The 20,992-nt window shown below is 37.9% G+C and carries 26 protein-coding genes and 5 tRNA genes; 10 read left to right on the top strand and 21 right to left on the bottom strand.

What is annotated here, in order from left to right:
- Positions 1–28: 28 nt before the first annotated feature.
- Genes rplJ through rplK form a run of 3 tightly spaced genes read right to left on the bottom strand, consistent with a single transcriptional unit; the run spans position 29 to position 1,784 of the window.
- The gene (rplJ, locus tag B0B05_RS02260; protein WP_076781872.1) at positions 29–619 is read right to left on the bottom strand and encodes a 50S ribosomal protein L10; all 591 of its coding nucleotides are present in this window, start codon (positions 617–619) and stop codon (positions 29–31) included.
- Between the two features lie 17 nt (positions 620–636).
- A complete protein-coding gene (gene rplA, locus B0B05_RS02255) occupies positions 637–1,329 on the bottom strand; it encodes a 50S ribosomal protein L1 (protein WP_076781871.1) in 693 nt (230 codons plus the stop codon).
- Positions 1,330–1,340: 11 nt separating this feature from the next.
- A complete protein-coding gene (gene rplK / locus B0B05_RS02250) occupies positions 1,341–1,784 on the bottom strand; it encodes a 50S ribosomal protein L11 (protein WP_076781870.1) in 444 nt (147 codons plus the stop codon).
- A 267-nt stretch (positions 1,785–2,051) separates the two neighbouring features.
- Here rplK and B0B05_RS02245 point away from each other — a divergent pair, with 267 nt between their 5' ends.
- Positions 2,052–2,219 (top strand): helix-turn-helix domain-containing protein, encoded by a 168-nt coding sequence (locus tag B0B05_RS02245; RefSeq protein ID WP_084173857.1) that lies wholly within the window; start codon positions 2,052–2,054, stop codon positions 2,217–2,219.
- A 50-nt stretch (positions 2,220–2,269) separates the two neighbouring features.
- Here the strand turns inward: B0B05_RS02245 and nusG are convergent, their stop codons facing one another.
- The 14 genes from nusG to B0B05_RS02175 form a co-directional block, all read right to left on the bottom strand.
- Entirely contained in the window at positions 2,270–2,812 is a 543-nt protein-coding gene (nusG, locus tag B0B05_RS02240) for a transcription termination/antitermination protein NusG (RefSeq protein ID WP_076781869.1), read from the bottom strand.
- Between the two features lie 18 nt (positions 2,813–2,830).
- Complete coding sequence (gene secE / locus B0B05_RS02235) at positions 2,831–3,037, bottom strand: preprotein translocase subunit SecE (protein ID WP_076781868.1); 207 nt, start codon at positions 3,035–3,037, stop codon at positions 2,831–2,833.
- Positions 3,038–3,049: 12 nt separating this feature from the next.
- Positions 3,050–3,120, bottom strand: a tRNA-Trp gene (locus B0B05_RS02230).
- A 53-nt stretch (positions 3,121–3,173) separates the two neighbouring features.
- Complete coding sequence (tuf, locus tag B0B05_RS02225; RefSeq protein WP_076781867.1) at positions 3,174–4,361, bottom strand: elongation factor Tu; 1,188 nt, start codon at positions 4,359–4,361, stop codon at positions 3,174–3,176.
- A 226-nt stretch (positions 4,362–4,587) separates the two neighbouring features.
- Positions 4,588–4,659, bottom strand: a tRNA-Thr gene (locus B0B05_RS02220).
- A 40-nt stretch (positions 4,660–4,699) separates the two neighbouring features.
- Positions 4,700–4,772, bottom strand: a tRNA-Gly gene (locus B0B05_RS02215).
- Between the two features lie 79 nt (positions 4,773–4,851).
- Positions 4,852–4,932 (bottom strand) — tRNA-Tyr (locus tag B0B05_RS02210).
- A gap of 17 nt (positions 4,933–4,949) precedes the next feature.
- A tRNA-Thr gene (locus B0B05_RS02205) sits at positions 4,950–5,023 on the bottom strand.
- A 120-nt stretch (positions 5,024–5,143) separates the two neighbouring features.
- Complete coding sequence (locus B0B05_RS02200; protein WP_076781866.1) at positions 5,144–5,434, bottom strand: HPF/RaiA family ribosome-associated protein; 291 nt, start codon at positions 5,432–5,434, stop codon at positions 5,144–5,146.
- Positions 5,435–5,489: 55 nt separating this feature from the next.
- The gene (locus tag B0B05_RS02195) at positions 5,490–6,371 is read right to left on the bottom strand and encodes a tyrosine-type recombinase/integrase (RefSeq protein ID WP_076781865.1); all 882 of its coding nucleotides are present in this window, start codon (positions 6,369–6,371) and stop codon (positions 5,490–5,492) included.
- 76 nt (positions 6,372–6,447) lie between these two features.
- A complete protein-coding gene (gene rpsU / locus B0B05_RS02190) occupies positions 6,448–6,645 on the bottom strand; it encodes a 30S ribosomal protein S21 (RefSeq protein ID WP_027384137.1) in 198 nt (65 codons plus the stop codon).
- 332 nt (positions 6,646–6,977) lie between these two features.
- Positions 6,978–7,961: a pyruvate dehydrogenase complex E1 component subunit beta gene (locus tag B0B05_RS02185; RefSeq protein WP_076781864.1), complete on the bottom strand. Its 984-nt coding sequence runs from the start codon at positions 7,959–7,961 to the stop codon at positions 6,978–6,980.
- A 170-nt stretch (positions 7,962–8,131) separates the two neighbouring features.
- Positions 8,132–8,551, bottom strand: coding sequence for a DUF2147 domain-containing protein (locus B0B05_RS02180; RefSeq protein ID WP_076781863.1), 420 nt, complete (start codon positions 8,549–8,551; stop codon positions 8,132–8,134).
- A gap of 160 nt (positions 8,552–8,711) precedes the next feature.
- A complete protein-coding gene (locus B0B05_RS02175) occupies positions 8,712–10,631 on the bottom strand; it encodes an LTA synthase family protein (RefSeq protein ID WP_076781862.1) in 1,920 nt (639 codons plus the stop codon).
- 118 nt (positions 10,632–10,749) lie between these two features.
- Here B0B05_RS02175 and B0B05_RS02170 point away from each other — a divergent pair, with 118 nt between their 5' ends.
- From B0B05_RS02170 to B0B05_RS02150, 5 genes are all read left to right on the top strand, one after another.
- Entirely contained in the window at positions 10,750–11,490 is a 741-nt protein-coding gene (locus B0B05_RS02170; protein ID WP_076781861.1) for a CDP-alcohol phosphatidyltransferase family protein, read from the top strand.
- Between the two features lie 120 nt (positions 11,491–11,610).
- Complete coding sequence (locus B0B05_RS02165; RefSeq protein WP_076781860.1) at positions 11,611–12,375, top strand: 3'-5' exonuclease; 765 nt, start codon at positions 11,611–11,613, stop codon at positions 12,373–12,375.
- 20 nt (positions 12,376–12,395) lie between these two features.
- Positions 12,396–12,758 (top strand): DMT family protein, encoded by a 363-nt coding sequence (locus B0B05_RS02160; protein ID WP_228454928.1) that lies wholly within the window; start codon positions 12,396–12,398, stop codon positions 12,756–12,758.
- Between the two features lie 18 nt (positions 12,759–12,776).
- The gene (locus B0B05_RS02155) at positions 12,777–13,385 is read left to right on the top strand and encodes a fumarylacetoacetate hydrolase family protein (RefSeq protein ID WP_076781858.1); all 609 of its coding nucleotides are present in this window, start codon (positions 12,777–12,779) and stop codon (positions 13,383–13,385) included.
- 108 nt (positions 13,386–13,493) lie between these two features.
- Complete coding sequence (locus B0B05_RS02150; protein WP_076781857.1) at positions 13,494–13,934, top strand: universal stress protein; 441 nt, start codon at positions 13,494–13,496, stop codon at positions 13,932–13,934.
- Positions 13,935–14,000: 66 nt separating this feature from the next.
- Here B0B05_RS02150 and B0B05_RS02145 read toward each other — a convergent pair whose 3' ends face one another.
- Entirely contained in the window at positions 14,001–14,234 is a 234-nt protein-coding gene (locus B0B05_RS02145) for a hypothetical protein (RefSeq protein ID WP_076781856.1), read from the bottom strand.
- Positions 14,235–14,277: 43 nt separating this feature from the next.
- Between B0B05_RS02145 and B0B05_RS02140 the strand changes: the two genes are divergently transcribed.
- Both B0B05_RS02140 and B0B05_RS02135 read left to right on the top strand, forming a co-directional pair.
- Positions 14,278–15,183, top strand: a complete 906-nt coding sequence (locus tag B0B05_RS02140; protein WP_076781855.1) for a DUF6427 family protein — start codon at positions 14,278–14,280, stop codon at positions 15,181–15,183.
- A gap of 14 nt (positions 15,184–15,197) precedes the next feature.
- Positions 15,198–15,782 (top strand): DUF3109 family protein, encoded by a 585-nt coding sequence (locus tag B0B05_RS02135; RefSeq protein WP_076781854.1) that lies wholly within the window; start codon positions 15,198–15,200, stop codon positions 15,780–15,782.
- Positions 15,783–15,843: 61 nt separating this feature from the next.
- Here the strand turns inward: B0B05_RS02135 and B0B05_RS02130 are convergent, their stop codons facing one another.
- On the bottom strand, positions 15,844–16,482 hold the full coding sequence (locus B0B05_RS02130) for a LolA family protein (RefSeq protein ID WP_076781853.1): 639 nt from the start codon (positions 16,480–16,482) through the stop codon (positions 15,844–15,846).
- A gap of 117 nt (positions 16,483–16,599) precedes the next feature.
- The gene (locus tag B0B05_RS02125) at positions 16,600–16,944 is read right to left on the bottom strand and encodes a hypothetical protein (protein ID WP_076781852.1); all 345 of its coding nucleotides are present in this window, start codon (positions 16,942–16,944) and stop codon (positions 16,600–16,602) included.
- A 218-nt stretch (positions 16,945–17,162) separates the two neighbouring features.
- Here B0B05_RS02125 and B0B05_RS02120 point away from each other — a divergent pair, with 218 nt between their 5' ends.
- Positions 17,163–18,023 (top strand): GH25 family lysozyme, encoded by an 861-nt coding sequence (locus B0B05_RS02120; RefSeq protein WP_076781851.1) that lies wholly within the window; start codon positions 17,163–17,165, stop codon positions 18,021–18,023.
- 1 nt (position 18,024) lies between these two features.
- On the opposite strand, the gene B0B05_RS02115 is transcribed toward B0B05_RS02120, so the two are convergent.
- The gene (locus B0B05_RS02115) at positions 18,025–18,819 is read right to left on the bottom strand and encodes a carboxypeptidase-like regulatory domain-containing protein (protein ID WP_159435814.1); all 795 of its coding nucleotides are present in this window, start codon (positions 18,817–18,819) and stop codon (positions 18,025–18,027) included.
- Between the two features lie 165 nt (positions 18,820–18,984).
- Between B0B05_RS02115 and B0B05_RS02110 the strand changes: the two genes are divergently transcribed.
- A complete protein-coding gene (locus tag B0B05_RS02110; protein ID WP_076781849.1) occupies positions 18,985–20,883 on the top strand; it encodes an ABC-F family ATP-binding cassette domain-containing protein in 1,899 nt (632 codons plus the stop codon).
- Positions 20,884–20,992 lie beyond the last annotated feature (109 nt).

The raw sequence follows: 20,992 nt of genomic DNA, 5'->3' as shown, positions 1-20,992 counted from the left end.
GATTATTTATCTATTTTTTTGAGTGTAATTATTCAGCAGCTGGAGCTTCTCCTTCTGCAGCAGCTTCTGGAGTTTCAGTAGCTGGAGTTTCTTCTTCAGCAGGAGTTGCAACTTCTTCAGTCGCCGCTTCTCCAGAAGCTTCAGATTTGTTTTGAAGAGCAGAAACAACTCTTTGGATTGGAGACTGAAGCAATCCGATGATTTCACCGATCATTTCTTCTCTAGACTTGATGTTAGCCAAAGTCTCAAGATTATTGTCACCAACATAGAAAGTTTCCTGAACAAAGGCAGACTTAAGCGCTGGCTTTTCTTCTTTCTTTCTGAAGTCTTTGATTAATTTTGCCGGAGCATTAGCTGTTTCTGAAATAAGAACAGCAGAGTTACCTTTGAAAGTCTCGAACATCTCAGAGAAGTCAACACCGTCAATTTGCTCCATTGCTTTTTGCAAAAGTGTATTTTTTACCACTTTTACTTTGATATTATTTTTGAAAGCCTGTCTTCTGAAGTCAGAAGATTTTGCAGCGTTCAAACCATCTAGATCTGCTACGTAAACTACTTTTGCACCCTGAAGCAAATCTTTGATCTCTTGTATTGCTACAACTTTTTGGTCTTTTGTCATTGTCTTAGGATTTATAATTAGTTAACAGATTTTGTATCAATTGCAATACCCGGGCTCATTGTAGAAGACAAGTAGATACTTTTTACATAAACACCTTTTGCAGCAGTTGGTTTCAGCTTAAGCAATGTCTGGATCAATTCCTGAGCATTTTCTTTAAGTTTAGCAGCATCAAAAGATACTTTACCAATACCAGCATGTACAATACCGTATTTATCTACTTTGAAATCGATTTTACCAGACTTAACCTCAGCAACAGCTTTACCAATTTCCATAGTAACAGTTCCTGATTTTGGGTTAGGCATAAGACCTCTTGGTCCTAAAATTCTACCCAATGGTCCTAGTTTACCCATTACAGCCGGCATTGTAACGATAACGTCAACATCTGTCCAGCCTTCTTTTATTTTTTGTAAATATTCGTCAAGACCTACATAGTCAGCACCAGCTTCTTTAGCCTCAGCTTCTTTATCCGGTGTAACCAATGCCAAAACTTTCACATCTTTACCAGTACCATGAGGAAGAGATACAACACCTCTTACCATTTGGTTTGCTTTTCTTGGATCTACACCCAATCTAACAGCGATATCTACAGACGCATCAAATTTTGTAGTATTTACTTCTTTTACCAAAGCAGACGCTTCGTCAAGATTGTAAATTTTATTTTTTTCTACTTTGCTGAACGCTTCTTTTTGCTTCTTTGTTAATTTTGCCATTTCTCTAAGTTTTAAGCGTTAGTTGGTTTAGTTCCTGTTACTTTCAATCCCATAGATCTGGCAGTTCCTGCAACCATAGAAAGAGCAGAATCCAATGTAAAACAGTTAAGGTCTCCCATTTTATCTTCTGCAATTTTTTGCACCTGAGCCCAAGATACAGATCCTACTTTGTTTCTGTTTGGCTCTCCTGATCCACCTTTGATTTTAGCAGCATCCATCAATTGGATAGCAGCCGGAGGTGTTTTGATTACGAACTCGAAAGACTTATCTTCGTATACCGTAATTACTACTGGCAAAACCTGACCAGGCTTATCCTGAGTTCTACCATTAAATTGTTTACAAAACTCCATGATGTTCACACCTGCAGAACCCAAAGCTGGACCTACTGGTGGAGAAGGGTTGGCAGCGCCACCTTTCACCTGAAGTTTTACCATTTTAAAGACTTTTTTAGCCATTTTTTGTTTTTTAAATTTGAATAATCAATGAATTTGGAAGCATTTATTATTCAGTGGGTTACCCATTCTCACATTAGAAAACCCACTTTTCGGTCTGCAAAAGTATAAATAATTTTTGAATCTGCAAATCGATTTCGAAGAATTTTTCTTCATCCTTATAAAAAATAAGTGATTGTATCATAAGATGATACAATCACTCAAAAAAAATAAATTTGACTTAATAGTTGCCATTTTCCCATAACAGGAAATAATATAAACTCCGTCGCCATGTCAGCCATTGGTGGTACGTTTGTCTGCCAACTGATCTTAAAAGGGAAAAGTATCTCAGAAAGCTGTTACAGCACAGGCTATAATAATATATCTTATTTTAACAGGGCTTTTAAAAAGTACATTGGTAAGACGCCCACCGAATTCTATAATGAGCTGACAAAATAAAAAAGACCTAAAATTATTTTTAGGTCTTTGTATATTATAAAAAAAAGATTTTAAACCTTTTCTACCTGCATAAAGCTTAATTCCATCGGAGTTTTTCTACCAAAAATCAAAACAGAAACTTCGATTTTCTTTTTATCTTCAAGAATTTTCTCGACAGTACCGTTGAATCCGTTGAAAGGCCCGTCTATTACTTTTACGTTCTCCCCAACAACGAAAGGAATTTCAATATCCGTAGCAAATTCGGATAGTTCATCCATTCTGCCAAGCATCCTGTTAACCTCAGATTTTCTCATTGGAACAGGCTCTCCACCTTTTGTAAGACTCAAGAAAGAAATTACACCTGGTATATTTTTGATAACGTGAGGTACCTCACCTACAAGATCTGCCTCTACCATTAGATAACCTGGATAATAAGGTTTTTCTTTCGGTACTTTTTTCCCATTCCTAATCTGAATGACCTTTTCCATAGGAATAACTACCTGAGTTACGTACGACTCCATCCCTAATCTCTGGATTTCGTTCTCGATGTAGTTTTTCACTTTGTTTTCCTGTCCGCTAATAGCTTTCAGCACATACCATTTCGATTCGCTCATGAGGAAAGTAATTTTTGGTTAATTAAACAGATTAATAAAAGTCGCAATAAAATTCTTAATGGTTACACTGAATAAAGAATCTACGCCAAATGTAAACAAAGAAAGTATCACAGTAGCAACAGCCACAACAATAGTAGAAGATTGCAGATCTGGCCATTTTGGCCACTCTACCTTATCTTTAAACTCTGTATAAGAACCTTTTAAGAAATTAATTAATGAGCTCATATTTTAATTTTGCACGGGCACAAGGATTCGAACCCTGATCAACGGTTTTGGAGACCGGTATCCTACCATTGGACGATGCCCGTAGATTAAAAAGTTCCGCAAGTCTCCTTACGGAACTTTTTTATTTACTATAGAATTAGTCTATGATTTCAGTTACCTGACCAGCACCAACTGTTCTACCACCTTCTCTGATCGCAAATCTAAGACCTACGTTAAGAGCGATTGGTTGCAACAATTCTACTGTAATTGTCAAGTTATCACCAGGCATTACCATTTCTACACCTTCTGGCAAGAAGATCTCACCTGTTACGTCAGTTGTTCTTACGTAGAACTGAGGACGGTATTTGTTATGGAATGGTGTGTGACGACCACCTTCTTCTTTAGAAAGGATATAAACCTCAGCTTTGAATTTTTTGTGTGGTTTAACAGAATCTTTCTTAGCGATAACCATACCTCTCTTGATGTCAGTTTTTTCAATACCTCTCAACAATAGACCAACGTTATCACCAGCTTCACCTCTGTCTAGGATTTTTCTGAACATCTCAACCCCTGTAATAGTAGAAGTCAATTTTTCATCACCCATACCTACGATATCAACTGGATCACCAGTGTTGATAACACCAGACTCGATTCTACCAGTTGCTACAGTACCTCTACCTGTAATAGAGAATACATCTTCGATTGGCATCAAGAATGGTTTATCCTGATCTCTTACCGGCAATTCGATCCAGCTGTCAACAGCAGCCATCAATTCGTCGATTTTTTCAACCCATTTAGCATCTCCGTTAAGACCACCTAAAGCAGATCCTTGGATTACTGGAGAGTTATCACCATCATATTCGTAAGAAGAAAGAAGATCTCTAACTTCAAGTTCAACTAGTTCAAGAAGCTCAGCATCGTCAACCATGTCAACTTTGTTCATGAAAACAACGATTCTAGGTACGTTTACCTGACGGCAAAGTAGGATATGCTCTCTAGTTTGAGGCATTGGACCATCTGTAGCAGCAACTACAAGGATAGCACCATCCATCTGAGCAGCACCAGTTACCATGTTTTTTACGTAATCCGCGTGACCTGGACAGTCAACGTGAGCGTAGTGTCTGTTTTCTGTTTCGTATTCTACGTGAGCAGTGTTAATAGTAATACCTCTTTCTTTTTCTTCTGGAGCAGAGTCAATAGAAGAGAAGTCTTTCTTTTCAGCTAAACCTTTATCTGATAATACTTTTGTAATAGCAGCAGTCAAGGTAGTTTTACCATGGTCAACGTGACCAATAGTACCAATGTTTAAGTGTGGTTTGTTACGATTAAACGTTTCCTTTGCCATGATTTTAATATTTAATTTATTTAACTATTGTTTTTTTCGGTCTGCAAATATAATGATTTTTTAAATATCAAAAATTATTTTGAATAAAATTTAATAATATGATATTCAATTTAAAAAAAATCGCAGCAGCATAATATTTTCTACCAGACCGGAAACAAAAATCTTTGTTATATCTAATTGAAAATGATTTCCAAAAAAAATCCTGAATCTCTTCAGGATTTTCGTGAGCCAACTACGGGACTTGAACCCGTGACCTCTTCCTTACCAAGGAAGCACTCTACCGCTGAGCTAAGTCGGCCTAAAAAAAAATCACATTCCGGAAAGGTTTGTGATTCTTGAGCGGAAGACGGGGGTCGAACCCGCGACATTCAGCTTGGAAGGCTGACGCTCTACCAACTGAGCTACTTCCGCATTTTGTTTCCAAAAAGGTTGGTAAACGTGAGTGCAAACTTAAAATTATTTTTTTGAATTTGCAAATAAATATAAAAAGTGGGGAGAGCAGGATTCGAACCTACGTAGCCGAAGCAGCTGAGTTACAGTCAGCCCCATTTGACCGCTCTGGTATCTCCCCAGTATTTTTTATAATTGAGCCTCCAGAGGGATTCGAACCCACGACCCCGAGATTACAAATCACGTGCTCTGGCCAACTGAGCTATGGAGGCAAATAGATTTCAAAAGAACTTTCTTTTCTGCGCCGCGGTTACTTCCGTTTTGCGAGTGCAAATATGAGACACTTTTTTGAAACCTACAAATATTTTTTTAAAAAAATTTAAATATTTTTTCTAAGCTAATTCTTTTTTCTTGATTAGCAGTTTCTTAGCCGTTTCCACACAATCATCCAAACTTTCTTCAAAACTGGCACCTGTCTTTTTTACGACCAAATCATCGCCCGGAACTTTAACAATTAGCTCAGTAGTTTTGTTTTGCCTGTCGGATGTATTTTCTACTTTTAGTGACACTACAGATTCTACTATTTTATCATAAAATGTCTCCAGTTTATTTATTTTTTTTTCAATTCGTTCTTTTAACGGATCGTGTGGTGTAACACCAGCTGTCTGAATTGTAATCTTCATAACGTGTAATTTTATTGGTTAAACAATTTTAAATATGATGTAAAATCATTTCATATTATCGTTTTTTTTCTCTTGGGTGGGCATTTTTATAAGCCTCCTTTAACTTCTCTATATTAGCGCTGGTATAGACTTGCGTACTTGCCAGGCTAGCATGTCCCATCAATTTTTGTACCTTAGATATCTCAGCACCCTCATTCAGGATATGTGTTGCAAACGTATGCCTTAGGATATGCGGGCTCTTTTTTTGCTTAGAAGTCACCAGACTAAAGTACTTATTAACCACCAAATACACAAACTTTTCTCCGAGTTTTTTGCCCTTTTTATTGATAAAAAAGAATTTTTCTGAACCTTTCTCAGGATGCCTGATGCTCAGATATTGCCGGTAATCCTCTAAGAGCGAGTCCGAAAAAGGAACTACCCGCTCCTTATTGCCTTTCCCGACCACCATGATTTCTTTTTTTGAAAAATCAACGTTATCAAAAAGCATATTGCAAAGTTCCGCCTTTCTGATACCGGTTTGATACAGTGTCTCTATAATCAATTTTTCCAGAAGCGTGATAACACCCTTCTCCTCTACTTCGTCCTTCATTTTTTCCATCTCTTCTACAGAAAACGGAATCCGCTTTTCCGCATAAAACTTAAGCGAATCTATTGTTTCCATAGGAGAAACTTTGATCTCTCCTATCCTGAGCAGAAAAGAATAAAAACTGCGCAGCGAAGAGAGTTTTCTATTAATGCTTCTTTTGCTTAACCCGGCATTGCTGAGTTCTGCTATGAAGTTTCTTATCACTTTTTTATGCACGTGCACCACATCATGTGACGCTTCGGACTCCAGCACAAATGCCGAAAAATCAGAGAGGTCTTTTTTGTAGTTAATAATCGTGTAAGGCGAATATCTTTTTTCTACTTCTATATATTCTAAAAATCGTTCTATCATAGGTATATAAACAGAAAATCACCTCCAAATATAAGAATTCGGAAGTGATTTTGTATTATTTTAAGCGAAAAAGAACTTAAGCTTGTTCTTCTTTGCTCAGGTTTCTTTGCTTGTGAGCTGCTTTTAGTTTAGCCTGTCTCAACGTTACAGAAGGTTTGATAAATTGTTGTCTTGATCTAAGTTCTCTTACAACTCTTGTTTTATCAAATTTTCTTTTGTACTTTTTTAAAGCTCTGTCGATAGACTCTCCGTCTTTTACTGGAATTATTAACATATTTTACATCTCATTTTGAGTTGCAAAAATAAGAATATTTTATTAACCGACAAATTTTTATGGTTTTATTTTATTAAATAGTTAGAATTTACTTTATGTATAATTTAACGCAAAGATTTATAAAATTAGGTTTTGATGTTGACTTTTGATTTGGATGACAAAAATCCATAGCCCCGATAGGAACGGCATCCTTTTTTGTCATTGCGCTGAGAAATTTCTAAAGATTGCCTCACGTTGTTCGCAATGGTAAAAAAGATATAGTGGATAGCGGGATTAAGCTCCTAAAAATATCTGCAAATAAAAACTCCCGAATAAATCGGGAGTCGTATTATTTATGCTTTGATATACATCGCATTTCTAATCTCTTCTTTTACTTTTTCCAGTTTTGGGAACCATTCCGCAAACAATGCCGCAGAATATGGTGCCGGCGCATCTGGCGTTGTAATTCTTTTAACCGGCGCATCCAGATAGTCAAAAGCTTTCTGCTGAACCATATAAGTAATCTCCGATGCTACGGAGGCAAATGGCCAGGCCTCTTCTAAAATTACCAATCTGTTGGTTTTCTTTACAGATTCCAAAACAGTGTCATAATCCAAAGGACGTACTGTTCTTAGGTCTATAACTTCTACAGAGATACCTTCTTTCTCAAGATCTGCAGCAGCCTGAAGCGCTACCTTCATTATTTTACCAAAAGATACCAATGTTACATCTTTACCTTCTTTCTTGATATCTGCCTTGCCGATTGGGATATAATATTCCTCTTCAGGGATTTCCATTTTATCACCATACATCTGCTCAGACTCCATAAAAATTACAGGATCGTTATCCTGAATGGCTGTTTTCAAAAGCCCTTTTGCATCATAAGGATTAGAAGGCACAACTACTTTAAGACCTGGGCAGTTAGCATACCAGCTTTCGAAAGCCTGAGAGTGTGTTGCTCCCAACTGGCCTGCAGAGGCTGTCGGCCCACGGAAAACAATTGGGCAGTTCCATTGGCCACCACTCATCTGAAAGATTTTTGCCGCATTGTTGATAATCTGATCTATCGTAACCAAAGAAAAGTTGAAGGTCATATATTCTACGATAGGTCGGTTCCCATTCATCGCCGCACCAATAGCAATACCTGTGAAACCAAGTTCTGCGATAGGCGCATCAATAATTCTTTTTGGCCCAAATTCATCAAGCATTCCTTTGGAAGCTTTGTAAGCGCCGTTATATTCTGCAACCTCTTCTCCTACAAGAAAAATGGACTCATCCTTACGCATTTCTTCACTCATTGCCTGAGCAATTACTTCGCGAAATGTATGTTCTTTCATCTGCTGATATTTAATATTTTTGTTTGTACGATACAAATTTGATCATTTTGCACCGTGCCGTTATGAAATTTACGTTCTCTTATTTCGAAATACAAAAGTATTAATTTTTTTATTATCTGCATAACAAAAAAAGCTCCCAAAAAGGAGCTTTCAATTTATCAATATTCTTATTAATCAGCTTTCTGCCAAGTCTGCGTCCTGCCGATCAGCGAGATACCCATGTAACCTCTTACATTCAGTTTATCACCATCTTTGGTAATTGTGCATTTGTACGATTTGCCATTTTTGGGATCTGTAATGCTGCCTCCTGTAAACTCGTTACCGTCTTTTTTAAGCCCGCGGATGATTTCCATACCGAGAATTGGCTTGTTCTTGCGGTCATCTTTACAGGCTACACAGTTGGCATGCTCTGGTTTTATAAGCAATTGAGATACTTTGCCATAATACTTGCCATCAGATTTTTTCCAGATTTCTACAATAGATTTTGCTTTACCGGTCTCGTCATCGATCGTTTTCCATTTTCCTTCGATCTGGGCAAAAGAAAGAACGCCGATAAACAACATCGCAAAGCTTAATAATAATTTGTTCATTGTCTTTTATTTTAATTGTTTTGTTTTGATTAGCCTTTCTAGTTAACGTTAAATTAACATTGTTAAAAGTAAAAAAATATTTTAAACAAACAACTATTTTTTATTATCTAATGCATAAATCAAAGCTGTTACAAAGATTTATAAAGTTTAAACAGTGTGTTTACCGTAGTTTTTTGTTGATAACCCTATTCATGTAATCCTGATACCAACCCTTAGCTTTCAACATTCCCAGCTTTTGCTCGGCAGTTGGGCTTTTCCCCAACAGGTTTTTGGACAGCGCCAAATCTGTTTTATCATAGATCCCCGCAATGTCTTTCCCATTAAACGTATAGATGTAGTTCCCGATAATCATCTGTTCATTAATAGAATCAGAATTGACGATGATATAATTTTCATTTTTATCAGATACCAGGCTTCTGCCCCAACTGCGGATTTTTTTATTATATCCGATAAGGTCCGCCAATGTTGGATAAATATCAATCTGCTGAGCAAACCTGTCATCTACACCATGGAGATTGAATTTTGGATTTGGCGAAAAGAATAATATAGGTATTGCAAAATGGTTCATCGCCTTATGATATTCCGGGTAATAGGTTTGATTGGTATGGTCTGCAGTCACTACAAAAATGGTATTCTGATACCAGGGTTGTTTGCTGGCTGTTTCAAAAAACTTCTTAAGAGCATAATCTGTGTATTGGATTGGCTCATGAATCTGCAAAGGCCCTTTCCTGAATTTTCCCTGATATTTTTCCGGTATCTTAAACGGGTCGTGAGAAGATGCTGAAAACAAAGTGGACATAAATGGCTGCTTTTTGCCTATATTTTTCGCATAATACTGGAAAAACGGTTCATCCCAAATCGCCCAGATGCCATCAAAATCCTTATCGTTGTTATACTCGTTTTTACCGTAATAATGCTGAAATCCCAGGATGTTACCAAAACCCTGAAACCCCATCGATCCGTTAGGCGCCCCATGATAAAAGCTGGTATCATAACCCATCTCATTGCAAACCGAAACAATCGACTGTATTTTTTGGTTAGAATATGGTGAGCTTGTAAATGCATCGGTTAAACTTGGGATACCGGCAAGTACCGAGCTCATGGCATGGATGGATTGCCTGCCGTTGGCATAAGCATTGGTGAAAATCAAACTCTTGGTGGCCAGGCTGTCAAAAAACGGCGTGTAAGAGACAAAATCTTTAATTTTTGTATTCCTGTTAAATGCGCCGGAGTATTCTTTACCAAAACTTTCTATGATAAAAATAACGATGTTGGGTTTGGGTTCCACCTCGCGTTCGTAAGTTTTATAAGGTGCAATTTCTTTTTCTATAAACTTGTCATCCACAAAATGGACAAGCTTAAAATTATTGGTATTAATAGTCCTGAAAAACGAAAAAACACTGTTAAGAACCAGATTAGCCTGCAGCGGATTACTGACATGCTTATTGGCATCCACCAGATTAATTGGCCTGGTGGAATGTTTAAAATCCCCCCTGATACCACCGACTACCAATGTGGCAATAATAGACAAGTTGGCAATAGAAGACATAAAATAAACCAAAGGCTGATCCGGCTTCTGCTCCTTCACATTCACTCTTTTGTAAAGGAAAATCCAGAGTGCTATACTAATGATAAAACAAATTGGGATCATTGGATTTTGAAGGACCGCATTCCAAAAAACTTTGCCGAGGTTGTCCTCATGTTTCCCAACTTCCAAAGCCGCGGAGGTTAACCTGGCCTGGCTAAATCTGTAATAGATCATATCCCCGAAATTGAACGCGTACGTAATACCATTGGTTATAAAATACCAATAAAAAAGGAATTTCTGATAACCTTTCCGCGAATTGATCATAATAGGAATGATGCTCAACAGGATAAAAACAGCATTCACGTAAAGAATAGCCGTGGTATCAAATGCAGTCCCATAATAAGAGAGCTTAAAATAGTCAGACACACTGTCCACCTTAATCAGGTCCCGGTTAAAAACCCAAAACAGAAACCGTGCAACCTGATAAAACAAAAACGCTAAAAAAAGCCTGTAAATAAGAGCCAAAAGCTCCTGCAGTCTCAAATCCTTCATTGGACAAAATTACGAAAAGTTGGATGTCAAAAATCAGAAGCGATCAATTTTTATGGCACACCACAAAACTTAGCCGCACAAACTTTAGGCTTCAGGCAAAAAAACTTATTTTTGCGGAATGAATTTTATCAAAAATAATCTTGCCAACGCACTCACCCTGGGGAATCTTTTTTCAGGATGTATCGGTATCATTTATCTTATTTCAGGAAATTATCAGGTGACAGCCACATGCATACTCATTTCCCTGATCCTTGATTTTTTTGATGGTTTTGTGGCAAGGGCGCTTAAGTCCAATTCTAATCTTGGCGTGCAGCTGGACTCTCTGGCAGACATGGTCAGTTTTGGGTTTTTGCCAGGTGTGGCGATGATGAAAATCCTGGAACCTTTTGGCAATCATTTTTTCGGAATCGATCTTCCGTTTGAAATCAAATATTTTGGATTTCTGATTACACTTTTTTCTTGTCTCAGATTAGCCATTTTCAATCTGGATGAGGAACAAAAGTATTATTTCAAAGGCCTTAACACGCCGAGCAATACGGTTTTGATTTTTGGGATCTACTTTGTACTGATGCAGAGAAATTACTTTACAAGCGCATTTTTTGAAACTTCGGAAAGCACAATTTCACTGAATCTTCTGTTCTGGATGATGATCACAATCTTAAGTTCGTGGCTGCTGATAGCACCGGTCAGGATGATTGCGATGAAATTCAAATCAAAACAATTAAAAGACAATTATCCAAAACTGGCATTGCTGATCGGCGGTATACTGATTTTGTTAATTTTTAAAACAACCGGGATCCCGTTAATTATTATCTACTATATTTTAATTTCATTAATCTTCCAAAAACAACTTAAATAGTCAGAAGACAGATATTGGAAATCGGAAGATTTCGATTCGAAAAAAATAAAAAACATATTATTAAAAACAATCGGGCATCGGTTTTCTGACATCCGACAAAATAAAATCAACTTAAAAAAAATGAACCTTAAACTCCATAAACCACTTTGCGTCTTTGATCTGGAAACCACCGGAACCAACATTGGGAAAGACCGCATTGTAGAAATCTGTATTCTAAAAGTGTTTCCTGATGCCTCACGCGAAAGCAAAACGTGGATTGTGAATCCGGAAATGCCCATCCCAAAATCCTCCAGCCTCATTCATGGCATTTATGATAAAGATGTTGTAAACGCTCCTACTTTCCGGGAAATCGCACCGAAGGTGATGGAGATGATCAAAGATTCCGATCTGGGAGGCTTTAACTCCAACCGGTTTGATATTCCGGTTTTGGCAGAGGAAATGCTGCGCGCTGATATCGATTTTGACCTGAGCAAACACCGTTTTGTGGATGCGCAAAATATATTTTTCAAAAAAGAACCGCGTAATCTGGGTGCGGCTTATCAGTTCTATTGCGGCAAAACGTTGGAAAATGCCCATTCTGCGGAAGCCGACGTGATGGCAACATTCGAAGTACTGGATGCCCAGGTCGGCCGCTACGAAGATGTCCCGAATGAGATATCTGACCTTAGCGAATTCTCCTCTCAAAACAAATTTGCAGACCTGGCAGGAATGATTCACTATAACGAAAATGTAGAAGAGATTTTTGCTTTTGGTAAATACAAAGGCCAAAAAGTAATAGAAGTTTTCCGAAAAGATCTCGGCTACTATGGCTGGCTGCAGGGAGCGGACTTCCCGTTGTATACCAAAAAAGTGTTTACAAAAATCCAATTGAAATCCAGGTTTTAGCAAGAGTCTTTATGAATAAAATGCTATTAACAATCGTACTGTTGATTATTTCCAACATCTTTATGACTTTTGCATGGTACGGACATCTCAAATTTAAACAGATGGAATGGGGGCATAACCTGGGGCTAATTGCAGTCATATTCATTAGCTGGGGCATTGCATTTTTCGAATACTGTTTTCAGGTGCCGGCCAATAGGATTGGATTTAAGGATGATGGAGGCCCTTTTAATTTATGGCAGTTAAAGGTCTTGCAGGAAGTCATTACACTTACTGTTTTTACGATCTTTACAATTATATTTTTCAAAGAAGAAAGTTTTAGAATGAACCATCTCATTGGTTTTATATTCCTGATACTTGCCGTTTATTTTATTTTTAAAAAATAACACTTATACCTCATCATTATGAAAATTATCTGCATAGGAAGAAACTACAGCGAACACGCCAAAGAATTGGGAAACGAGATCCCTACCGATCCGGTTATCTTTATAAAACCGGACACTTCGGTTCTTAAAAAAGGTTCAGACTTCTATATTCCCGAATTCTCTGATGACATCCAATACGAACTGGAAGTTGTTATCAAAATCTCAAAGGGCGGAAAATATATCCAGAAAGAAAATGCCGCAAAACATTACAATGAGATTGGCCTGGGCATCGATTTTACGGCCCGAGACCTCCAGACCAAGCTGAAGACCAAAGGTCTGCCTTGGGAGCTTGCCAAAGGATTTGACGGTTCGGCTGTTGTATCTGATTTTGTATCCAAAGATCATTATGACCTGCAACATCTTAATTTTACTTTGACCAAGAATAATGAGGAGGTACAAAATGGCAATACAAAAGATATGATTTTCGATTTTGATACGATTATTGCCTTTGCATCGCAATATTTTACCCTCAGGGTTGGCGATCTTATCTTTACAGGAACTCCAAAAGGTGTTGGTAAAGTATCCGAAAATGATATTCTGGAAGCTTATCTGGAGAATCAAAAACTTTTTACGCTCAAGATACAATAACACAGCGGCAGCAAAGAAAAAAAAAGGAAATCTGACAGTTGTCAGTTTATCTAAATTCAGCTATAAAATGGCTGAATTTTTGTTATATTGCTATAAAATTTTACCGCTATGAAAAAAATTGTTTTACCTGTAGATTTCTCCGAAAGTACCACCACACTCCTTGACCATGCTGTGGATTTTGCCAAAACCGTCAATGCTGAGATTACGCTCATCCATATTGCTGCATCCGATATTGGTTTCGTGATTGGCGACATGGGTTTCCAGTATTTCCCGGAAGTTGAAGAAAACGAAATCAAGTACGAATTGAAGGAGCTTAAAAGACTGGAAGATGAAGTAAAGGCGAAGGGCGTAGCGTGTACACATATCCTAAAACAGGGCGTACCGGGAGATACAATCCTTGAATATGCTAATGAAATCAATGCTGATTATATCGTTTTGGGCTCTCATGGCAGAAGCGGCATGTATGATGTTTTTATAGGTAGCCTTACCAAAGAACTTACCAAAAAATCAACGATACCTGTTCTGGTAATACCATGCCAGGAAAAGTAAGCTTGCACAGAAAAGCAAAAAGCCCACAATGTTTATTATGGGCTTTTTTATGTATAATCAATTTATTTAACCTTCGTTTTTGTAGATCTTAGGATCATAATAAGGGAACTTACCTTCTGTAGGAGAATAGTAATCTTTGTCTTTTTGGGCTCCAAGCGTTACTACCAAAGTGTAGCACCAGTAGCAGAAAAAACCACTTGCAACAAGGAACAGAACCCAGTTTAGCACATTACCAAAAAGGTCGTAAAAACCAAAAGACCACTTGAAAACTTTGCTTAAGAATAACCAGAAAGATGTCATCTTTTTCTCTTTTTTAAATTAACTTTGTACAAAAGTATAAAAAATGTTTCGATTACTTTCTAAAGAAAGCAATATTTTTTCGGTTCCGGTTTATATCTGTTTTTTATTCCTCATCTTTTTATCTCTTAACCTGCTGGATCTTAAGAACATAGACTACATCTCCACAGGAATTACCTTTATCGGCGTGAGCCTGGGATACTTTTTATTTAACAAAATTGCGCTTAACCATTTCTCGCATCTTCCGCTTTTTCTTTATACCGTTTTGGTAGCCTGTTTTTATCCTGGAGATCTGGATCTCGGTTTGGCATTTACATTTCTCACCAGTACCATAATCCTGTTGATCCTTACCAGCCAGAATGATTACCTCAGGAAGAGTTCCTTTATGCTTGTGGGATCTCTTCTGGCATTTAATTTTTTGGTATTCCCTGCAAGTTGGCCAATGGCTGTTTTTGTAATTTTTCACATCATAGGCACCTCTGCAAGGATTGGGCTGAATATATTCCGGCTACTATATGGCGCAGTGCTGATTGTCATCAGTTATTTTGGAGTCATGTATCTTATCCACTACACGAGCTGGGACCGGTCTTATCTCCCTTTTTACGGAAAATTTACAATGCTGGATTCTTACTATCCACTGTACATTCTGATTCCGATTGCTATGATGTTGGTATATGCCATCTCAGATCATTTTAAACATTATAACGAGAAGAGCCCCATCAGCAGATACAAATACACATTTATCCTTGTTTTTTCCGTAGCACAATTGCTGACTATTATCTTTTACATGGGAACGCATTACGAATATCTTTTGCTGCTCGCTTTGCCTGTAAGTATTATCCTCAGCAGGATGTTACGCTTCCTTCCCAAGTACTGGATGCAGGAATTAGGACTTTGGATCATTGTATTTACGCTTGTCATCTTTAAATTAGTTAATTTTGTAAAAATTTAAAAATTAGATGAAGAATGATTCAGATCGATGATAAACTGATTTCAGAAGATATTTTTGCAGAGAGTTTTGTCTGTAACCTTACCAAATGCAAAGGTGTTTGCTGCGTAGATGGTGACACAGGTGCGCCTCTGGATAAAGACGAATTACCAATGCTGGAAGAGATTTTCCCTAAAATTAAATCGTACCTGAGGCCCGAAGGTGTAAAAGCAATCGAGGAACAAGGTACCTGGATCATTGATGATTATGATGGTGGCTACGTGACTACTTTGGTAAACAACAGCGAGTGTGCTTATGTAATTTTTGACGAAAAAGGAACAACCAAATGTGGGATAGAAAAAGCTTACGAAGATGGTGCTGTAGACTGGAAAAAACCAATCTCCTGCCACCTCTACCCAATCCGGGTAACAGAGTACCGCACATTTTCTGCCCTTAATTACCATGAATGGGACATTTGCAGCGATGCCTGTACCCTGGGAGCTGAACTGAAGGTTAGGATTTTCCAGTTTCTCAAGGAACCGCTCATCAGAAAATACGGCGAAGACTTCTACAACACACTTTGTGAAGCTGCTGAAGAATGGGAAAAAGAGTATAACTCCTGATAACAAAAAAAGAATCCATATTTGGATTCTTTTTTTAATTTAAATATAGATCAACTGTCAGTTATTTGAACTCATCGTCTGAGATAGGCTGATTGACCTTGATATCATAATTCTTAACCTGAATCTGCTGACCGGCAGCATCAATTGTCATTTCTTCCACAAACTGGATCCCGTCTACTGATACATATTTGTTGATTGTCATTGTGCCTTTATCACCTTCTGTCTTAGAGAGCAATCCGGTTTTTGCATCAAAATAATACTTGGTATCATCAGATGACAATACGGTAAAATCCTTACCATCTACCTGCTTTTTTTCTACCGTTTTTATTTTTGAGGCATTCATCCCAAGTGCATCCATCAGTTTAGCATCTTTTAGCTTAGCAACCTGATCTGCAGGGAAATCAACTTTCTGTCCCATTTGGCTGGCATAACCCTTTTCACCGTCAAAAACCTGAAACATCTCCTGCCCCATCATTGTTTGAGAAGACTTGAATTTGTTATCTTTTTTGAGTGTTTTACCTTCCATATCCATACCCATTACGCTGATGGTATTTTTCATAGAAAGTGTTTTTACAGATTCCAGTTTTTGTTTCCCGCCCAATGCCGTCACATAATTATCAATGACCTGCTGTGCTGTCTGTGCAGAAAAAGTTGCCGCTGTTACTACTGAAAAAGCAACTGTAAGAATAAGTTTTTTCATTTTATTTATTTTCTGTTTTTCAAAAAGTATTATTAATCCGCCTATAACATATTAGTAATACTAATTAAAGTTTTGTTACAAAATCACAAGACCAATGTATGGTTTGCCTGTTGACGATTAATCTTTCTTTTTAAGGTCTGCCTTTACATCCTGATAGGTTTCACCTACCGCTTTTGCTCCCTTTTTTGCTGTTTTACCAGTCCATTTTGCACCATCTTTCACACCTTCTGCAGTTGCTTTGGCACCTTTTTCAGCTTTATCGCCCGTCCATTCGGCACCATCTTTTACTTTTTCGCCGGTCCATTGAGCACCTTTTTTAACACCTTTGCCTGTCGCTTTGGCTCCTTTCTTTACGGTTTTCCCTACCGCTTTGGTGTCTTTTTTAACTTCCTGTTTTACTGTTTGAGCATTAGCTGCGATAGCTGTCAATACTATTGCTAGTGATAATAATCCTTTTTTCATGGCTATTTGATTTTAATTAAAGTTGATTGATACAAATTGTATCAGTAAAAATACTATTTATTGATAACAAATGTACCAAAAGAAATCAAGAGAAACGTTTTTTATAGAAAAATATCTACTTTATCATACTCCACCCAAAAGAGCGCTAGCTTATAAAACTGAATTTACAGAACTAAATCTTTTAATTGGTGAAGGAAAGTAATAATTTTGCAAAACTTATGGCCAAAGCAGCACGGGTTCCCAGGAAAAAAATTCATCAGAGAAGAAAAACAGTCTATTTCAAAAAAAGATGGATTCTGCTGATTATTCTTTGCCTCTCATTATTAGGGACCGGATTTTATCTGAAACAAAAAATCAGTTATTATTTTGCCTATTATCTGGGGCAACATTTTCACCATAAAAAGCTGAGCAACACCGAAGCCGAAGAACAAAGGATTGATAAAATCATTGGCTTATATGCCAACCAAACCTTCGGGTTTGATATTTCCCATTATCAGAGAAAAGAAGACATCCAGTGGGACAGCATCAGTATTGGGAACAAGACCATCCCGCTTGAGTTTGTGGTCCTGCGGGCCAGTATGGGAAACCGCAAACTGGACAAAAACTTTGATCATTTTTGGGAAACTGCGAAAAAACATAACCTTATCCGCGGCGCTTATCATTTTTACCGTCCGGATGAGGATCCTGTGATGCAGGCCAACTCGTTCCTTTCTGTTGCAAAACTCGAGTCCGGCGATCTGCCGCCCATCCTTGACATCGAGAGAATCCCGAGAAAAAAATCAAAAGAACAACTGGTCTCTGACCTCAAGGTCTGGATCAAAATAATGGAAGATACTTACGGCAAAAAACCGATTGTCTATACCTATTATCATTATTACAAAGATTTTCTAAAAGACGATTTTGCCGATTATCCGCTCTGGCTGGCCAATTACAATGATGTCCCTGCGCCATCGCCTGATGACGAGTGGCAGTTTTGGCAATTCTCAGAAAACGGTATTGCCTATGGCATCAATTCTAAGGTAGATCTGGATGTCTACAACGGCCAGCTCTGGTCTCTGAAGCTGATGACGTTACCATAATCTACTTTTTAACTCTCACATCAATATTGATAGCCGGTGCCGCCATACCAATTTTTTCCCATGGCCCGTAAAAAGATCTGTAAAATCCGGCGCGGAACAATGCACCACTCAACGCCACTTTTCCGTCTGCCTGACCGATAAACTGGATCCCCACATAGAATTTACCTTCTGCCCAAATATTTTCTTTGCTGACATCCAGAGAAAAAGTAGAATCCTCCAATTGGTCTTTATTAATAGTCGTGATGATGTCATGATCCAGAATCAGGTTGCCTGGTTTACCATCAACATCATCATACACTGTATACCGTACTTTGATTGGCTTTGTAGACTCAAACCGGGAAAAATTGATATTAATTTTATTGATTTTGAGCCTTTTTCCGGAACTGAAGGCCACAGCAGTCTCTTCAACAACGGCATTCCCCTTCTCCATATTAGGTGTAAACATCATGGATTTTGACTTGCTGTTCACACCCATATTTTTCTCCTTGTAATTCTTTGGTGTAATAACGACTTCCTGGATATTAGTAACTTTCTCATCCAAAATGATATCATGAGGATTCTGCATTATAAAATCTTGTACCGTACTGCGAAACTGTTTGTATCCCGGTACTGCCACAATCAGCTCTTTATCTTTGGAAACCTTATCCAGCTGCAGCTCAAATCGGCCCTTTTCGTCGGCCTGCACTCCAAACGAGGCGTTTACAATACCAATTTTTGCATAAGGAATCGCTTTACCATCATCTTTTGAAAGTACGGTACCAGAAACCACTTGCGACTGAGCGAGTATACATCGCATACACACAAAAAATAGAAAATACTTCTTCATAGCTTATAAAATCATTTCTTTCTTAGTCGTAAAAAAACAGGACTTGTGACAGGGCGGAACATATTTTTGAAGTCGCACAACAGTTTTTCGTACTTTCGCACCTCAATTATCATCCATTAATATCATTTATCCCTAATGAATTACGTCTCAGCAGAAAATCTTACCAAATCTTACGGCATCAAAGTCCTCTTTGAAAATATCAGCTTCCACATCAACGAAGGTGATAAGATTGCCATTGTTGCCAAGAACGGCAGCGGCAAATCTACATTGCTGAAAATACTGATGGGAAAAGAGATTGCCGACAGTGGAAATGTAATGATTAATAAGGATATCCAGGTTGTTTTATTTGATCAGGAGATTGATTTTGATCCCCAACTTTCTATTGAAGAATTTATGATGACACTGAATTCTCCACCGATTATAGCGCTTAAAAAATACCATCAGTCATTGCTTTCTAACAACCCGGATGAGATGGAAAAGGCCATTGCCGAAATGGAAATCCAGAAAGCCTGGGATCTGGAAAACGAGATGAAGCAAATCCTTTCTCAGCTAAAAATCACCGATCTGGACCTAAAAATGGGAACACTTTCCGGCGGGCAGATAAAGCGGGTAGCACTTGCCAAACTTCTGACAGAAACAAGAGCGCAGCATCGCCATACTCTTCTGATTATGGATGAGCCCACCAACCACCTGGATGTGGAAATGGTAGAATGGCTGGAAAACTACCTAAGCAAAGCGAAAATCACCTTGCTTCTGGTAACACACGACCGCTATTTTCTGGATTCGGTTTGTGATATTATTTGGGAGATGGAAGATAAAAACCTGTATTTCCACAATGGTTCTTACGCCACCTACCTCGAAAATAAAATGATCCGGGAAGATAATCTGAACTCGACAATTGATAAAGCACAAAACCTTTACAGAAAGGAACTGGAATGGATGCGCCGCCAACCCAAGGCGAGGACAACAAAATCCAAATCTCGGATTGATGCCTTCTACGATACCGAAAAAGTCGCGAAAACCGATACCAGAAAAGATTCTCTGGAATTGGATTTTGAAATGAAACGTTTGGGAAATAAAATCCTTGAACTGAAAGACATCAACAAACGATTCGGGAATAATGTGCTTCTAAAAGATTTCTCTTACTCTTTTCAACGTGGCGAAAAAGTGGGAATCGTCGGGAAAAACGGGGCAGGAAAATCTACTTTACTTAATATTATCCAAGGTTTTGAGCCAAAAGATTCGGGAGAAATTGAAACTGGTGAAACAATAAAATTCGGATATTTTGCTCAGAAAGGGCTTCAATATAAAGAAGACGAGAGAGTCATTGATTTCATCAAGGAGATTGGCGAAAATTTCCCTTTAGCCAATGGAAAAACCATCTCAGCATCGCAGTTTTTGAGGTTATTCTTGTTTGATGACCAGTCACAATACTCCCCAATCTCCAAACTTTCCGGAGGAGAAAAACGGCGTCTGCATCTCATGTATGTTCTTTATCAAAATCCCAATTTTTTGATTTTTGATGAGCCAACAAATGACCTGGATTTGCCAACACTCACGGTTTTGGAGAATTTTCTTCAGAATTTCCAAGGAAGTTTGATTATCGTTTCGCACGACCGATATTTTATGGATAGAATTGTGGACCACGTTCTGGCTTTTGAAGGCGAGGGAAGAATCAGAGATTTTGTAGGTAATTTTTCTGAATATAGAGACGCTAATAAGAATCAAGAGCAAAGAACAAAGAATCAAGATGCTGTAGCGACTCCGATTGCAGAAAAAGAAGAAAAACCGACCACCAACAGCCAACCAATAGCAACTAAGAAAAAATTGTCCTTCAAAGAGCAGCGCGAACTGGAAACGATAGAAAAAGAAATACCAGAGCTAGAAGAAAAACGTAAAAAAATTCTTGATGAACTGAATAATGAGAGTGAATATGAGAAAATATTAAAATTATCCTCCGAATTAGAGCTACTTTCCGGAAAACTTGAGGAGCACGAATTGCGTTGGCTAGAACTTCAAGAAAAACTTAACTGATAAAAATCAGATTATAACAAAACCTTAACAAACAACAATTTAACCACTAATCAATAGGTTTATTTAGAATTATTTAAAATAATATTTGGAAAAATTAACAGTATCCATA

The organism is Epilithonimonas bovis DSM 19482 (assembly GCF_900108115.1).
Lineage (GTDB): Bacteria > Bacteroidota > Bacteroidia > Flavobacteriales > Weeksellaceae > Epilithonimonas > Epilithonimonas bovis.
Note: the sequence above shows the minus strand (reverse complement) of the source record. Positions and strands in the feature narration are given on the sequence as shown.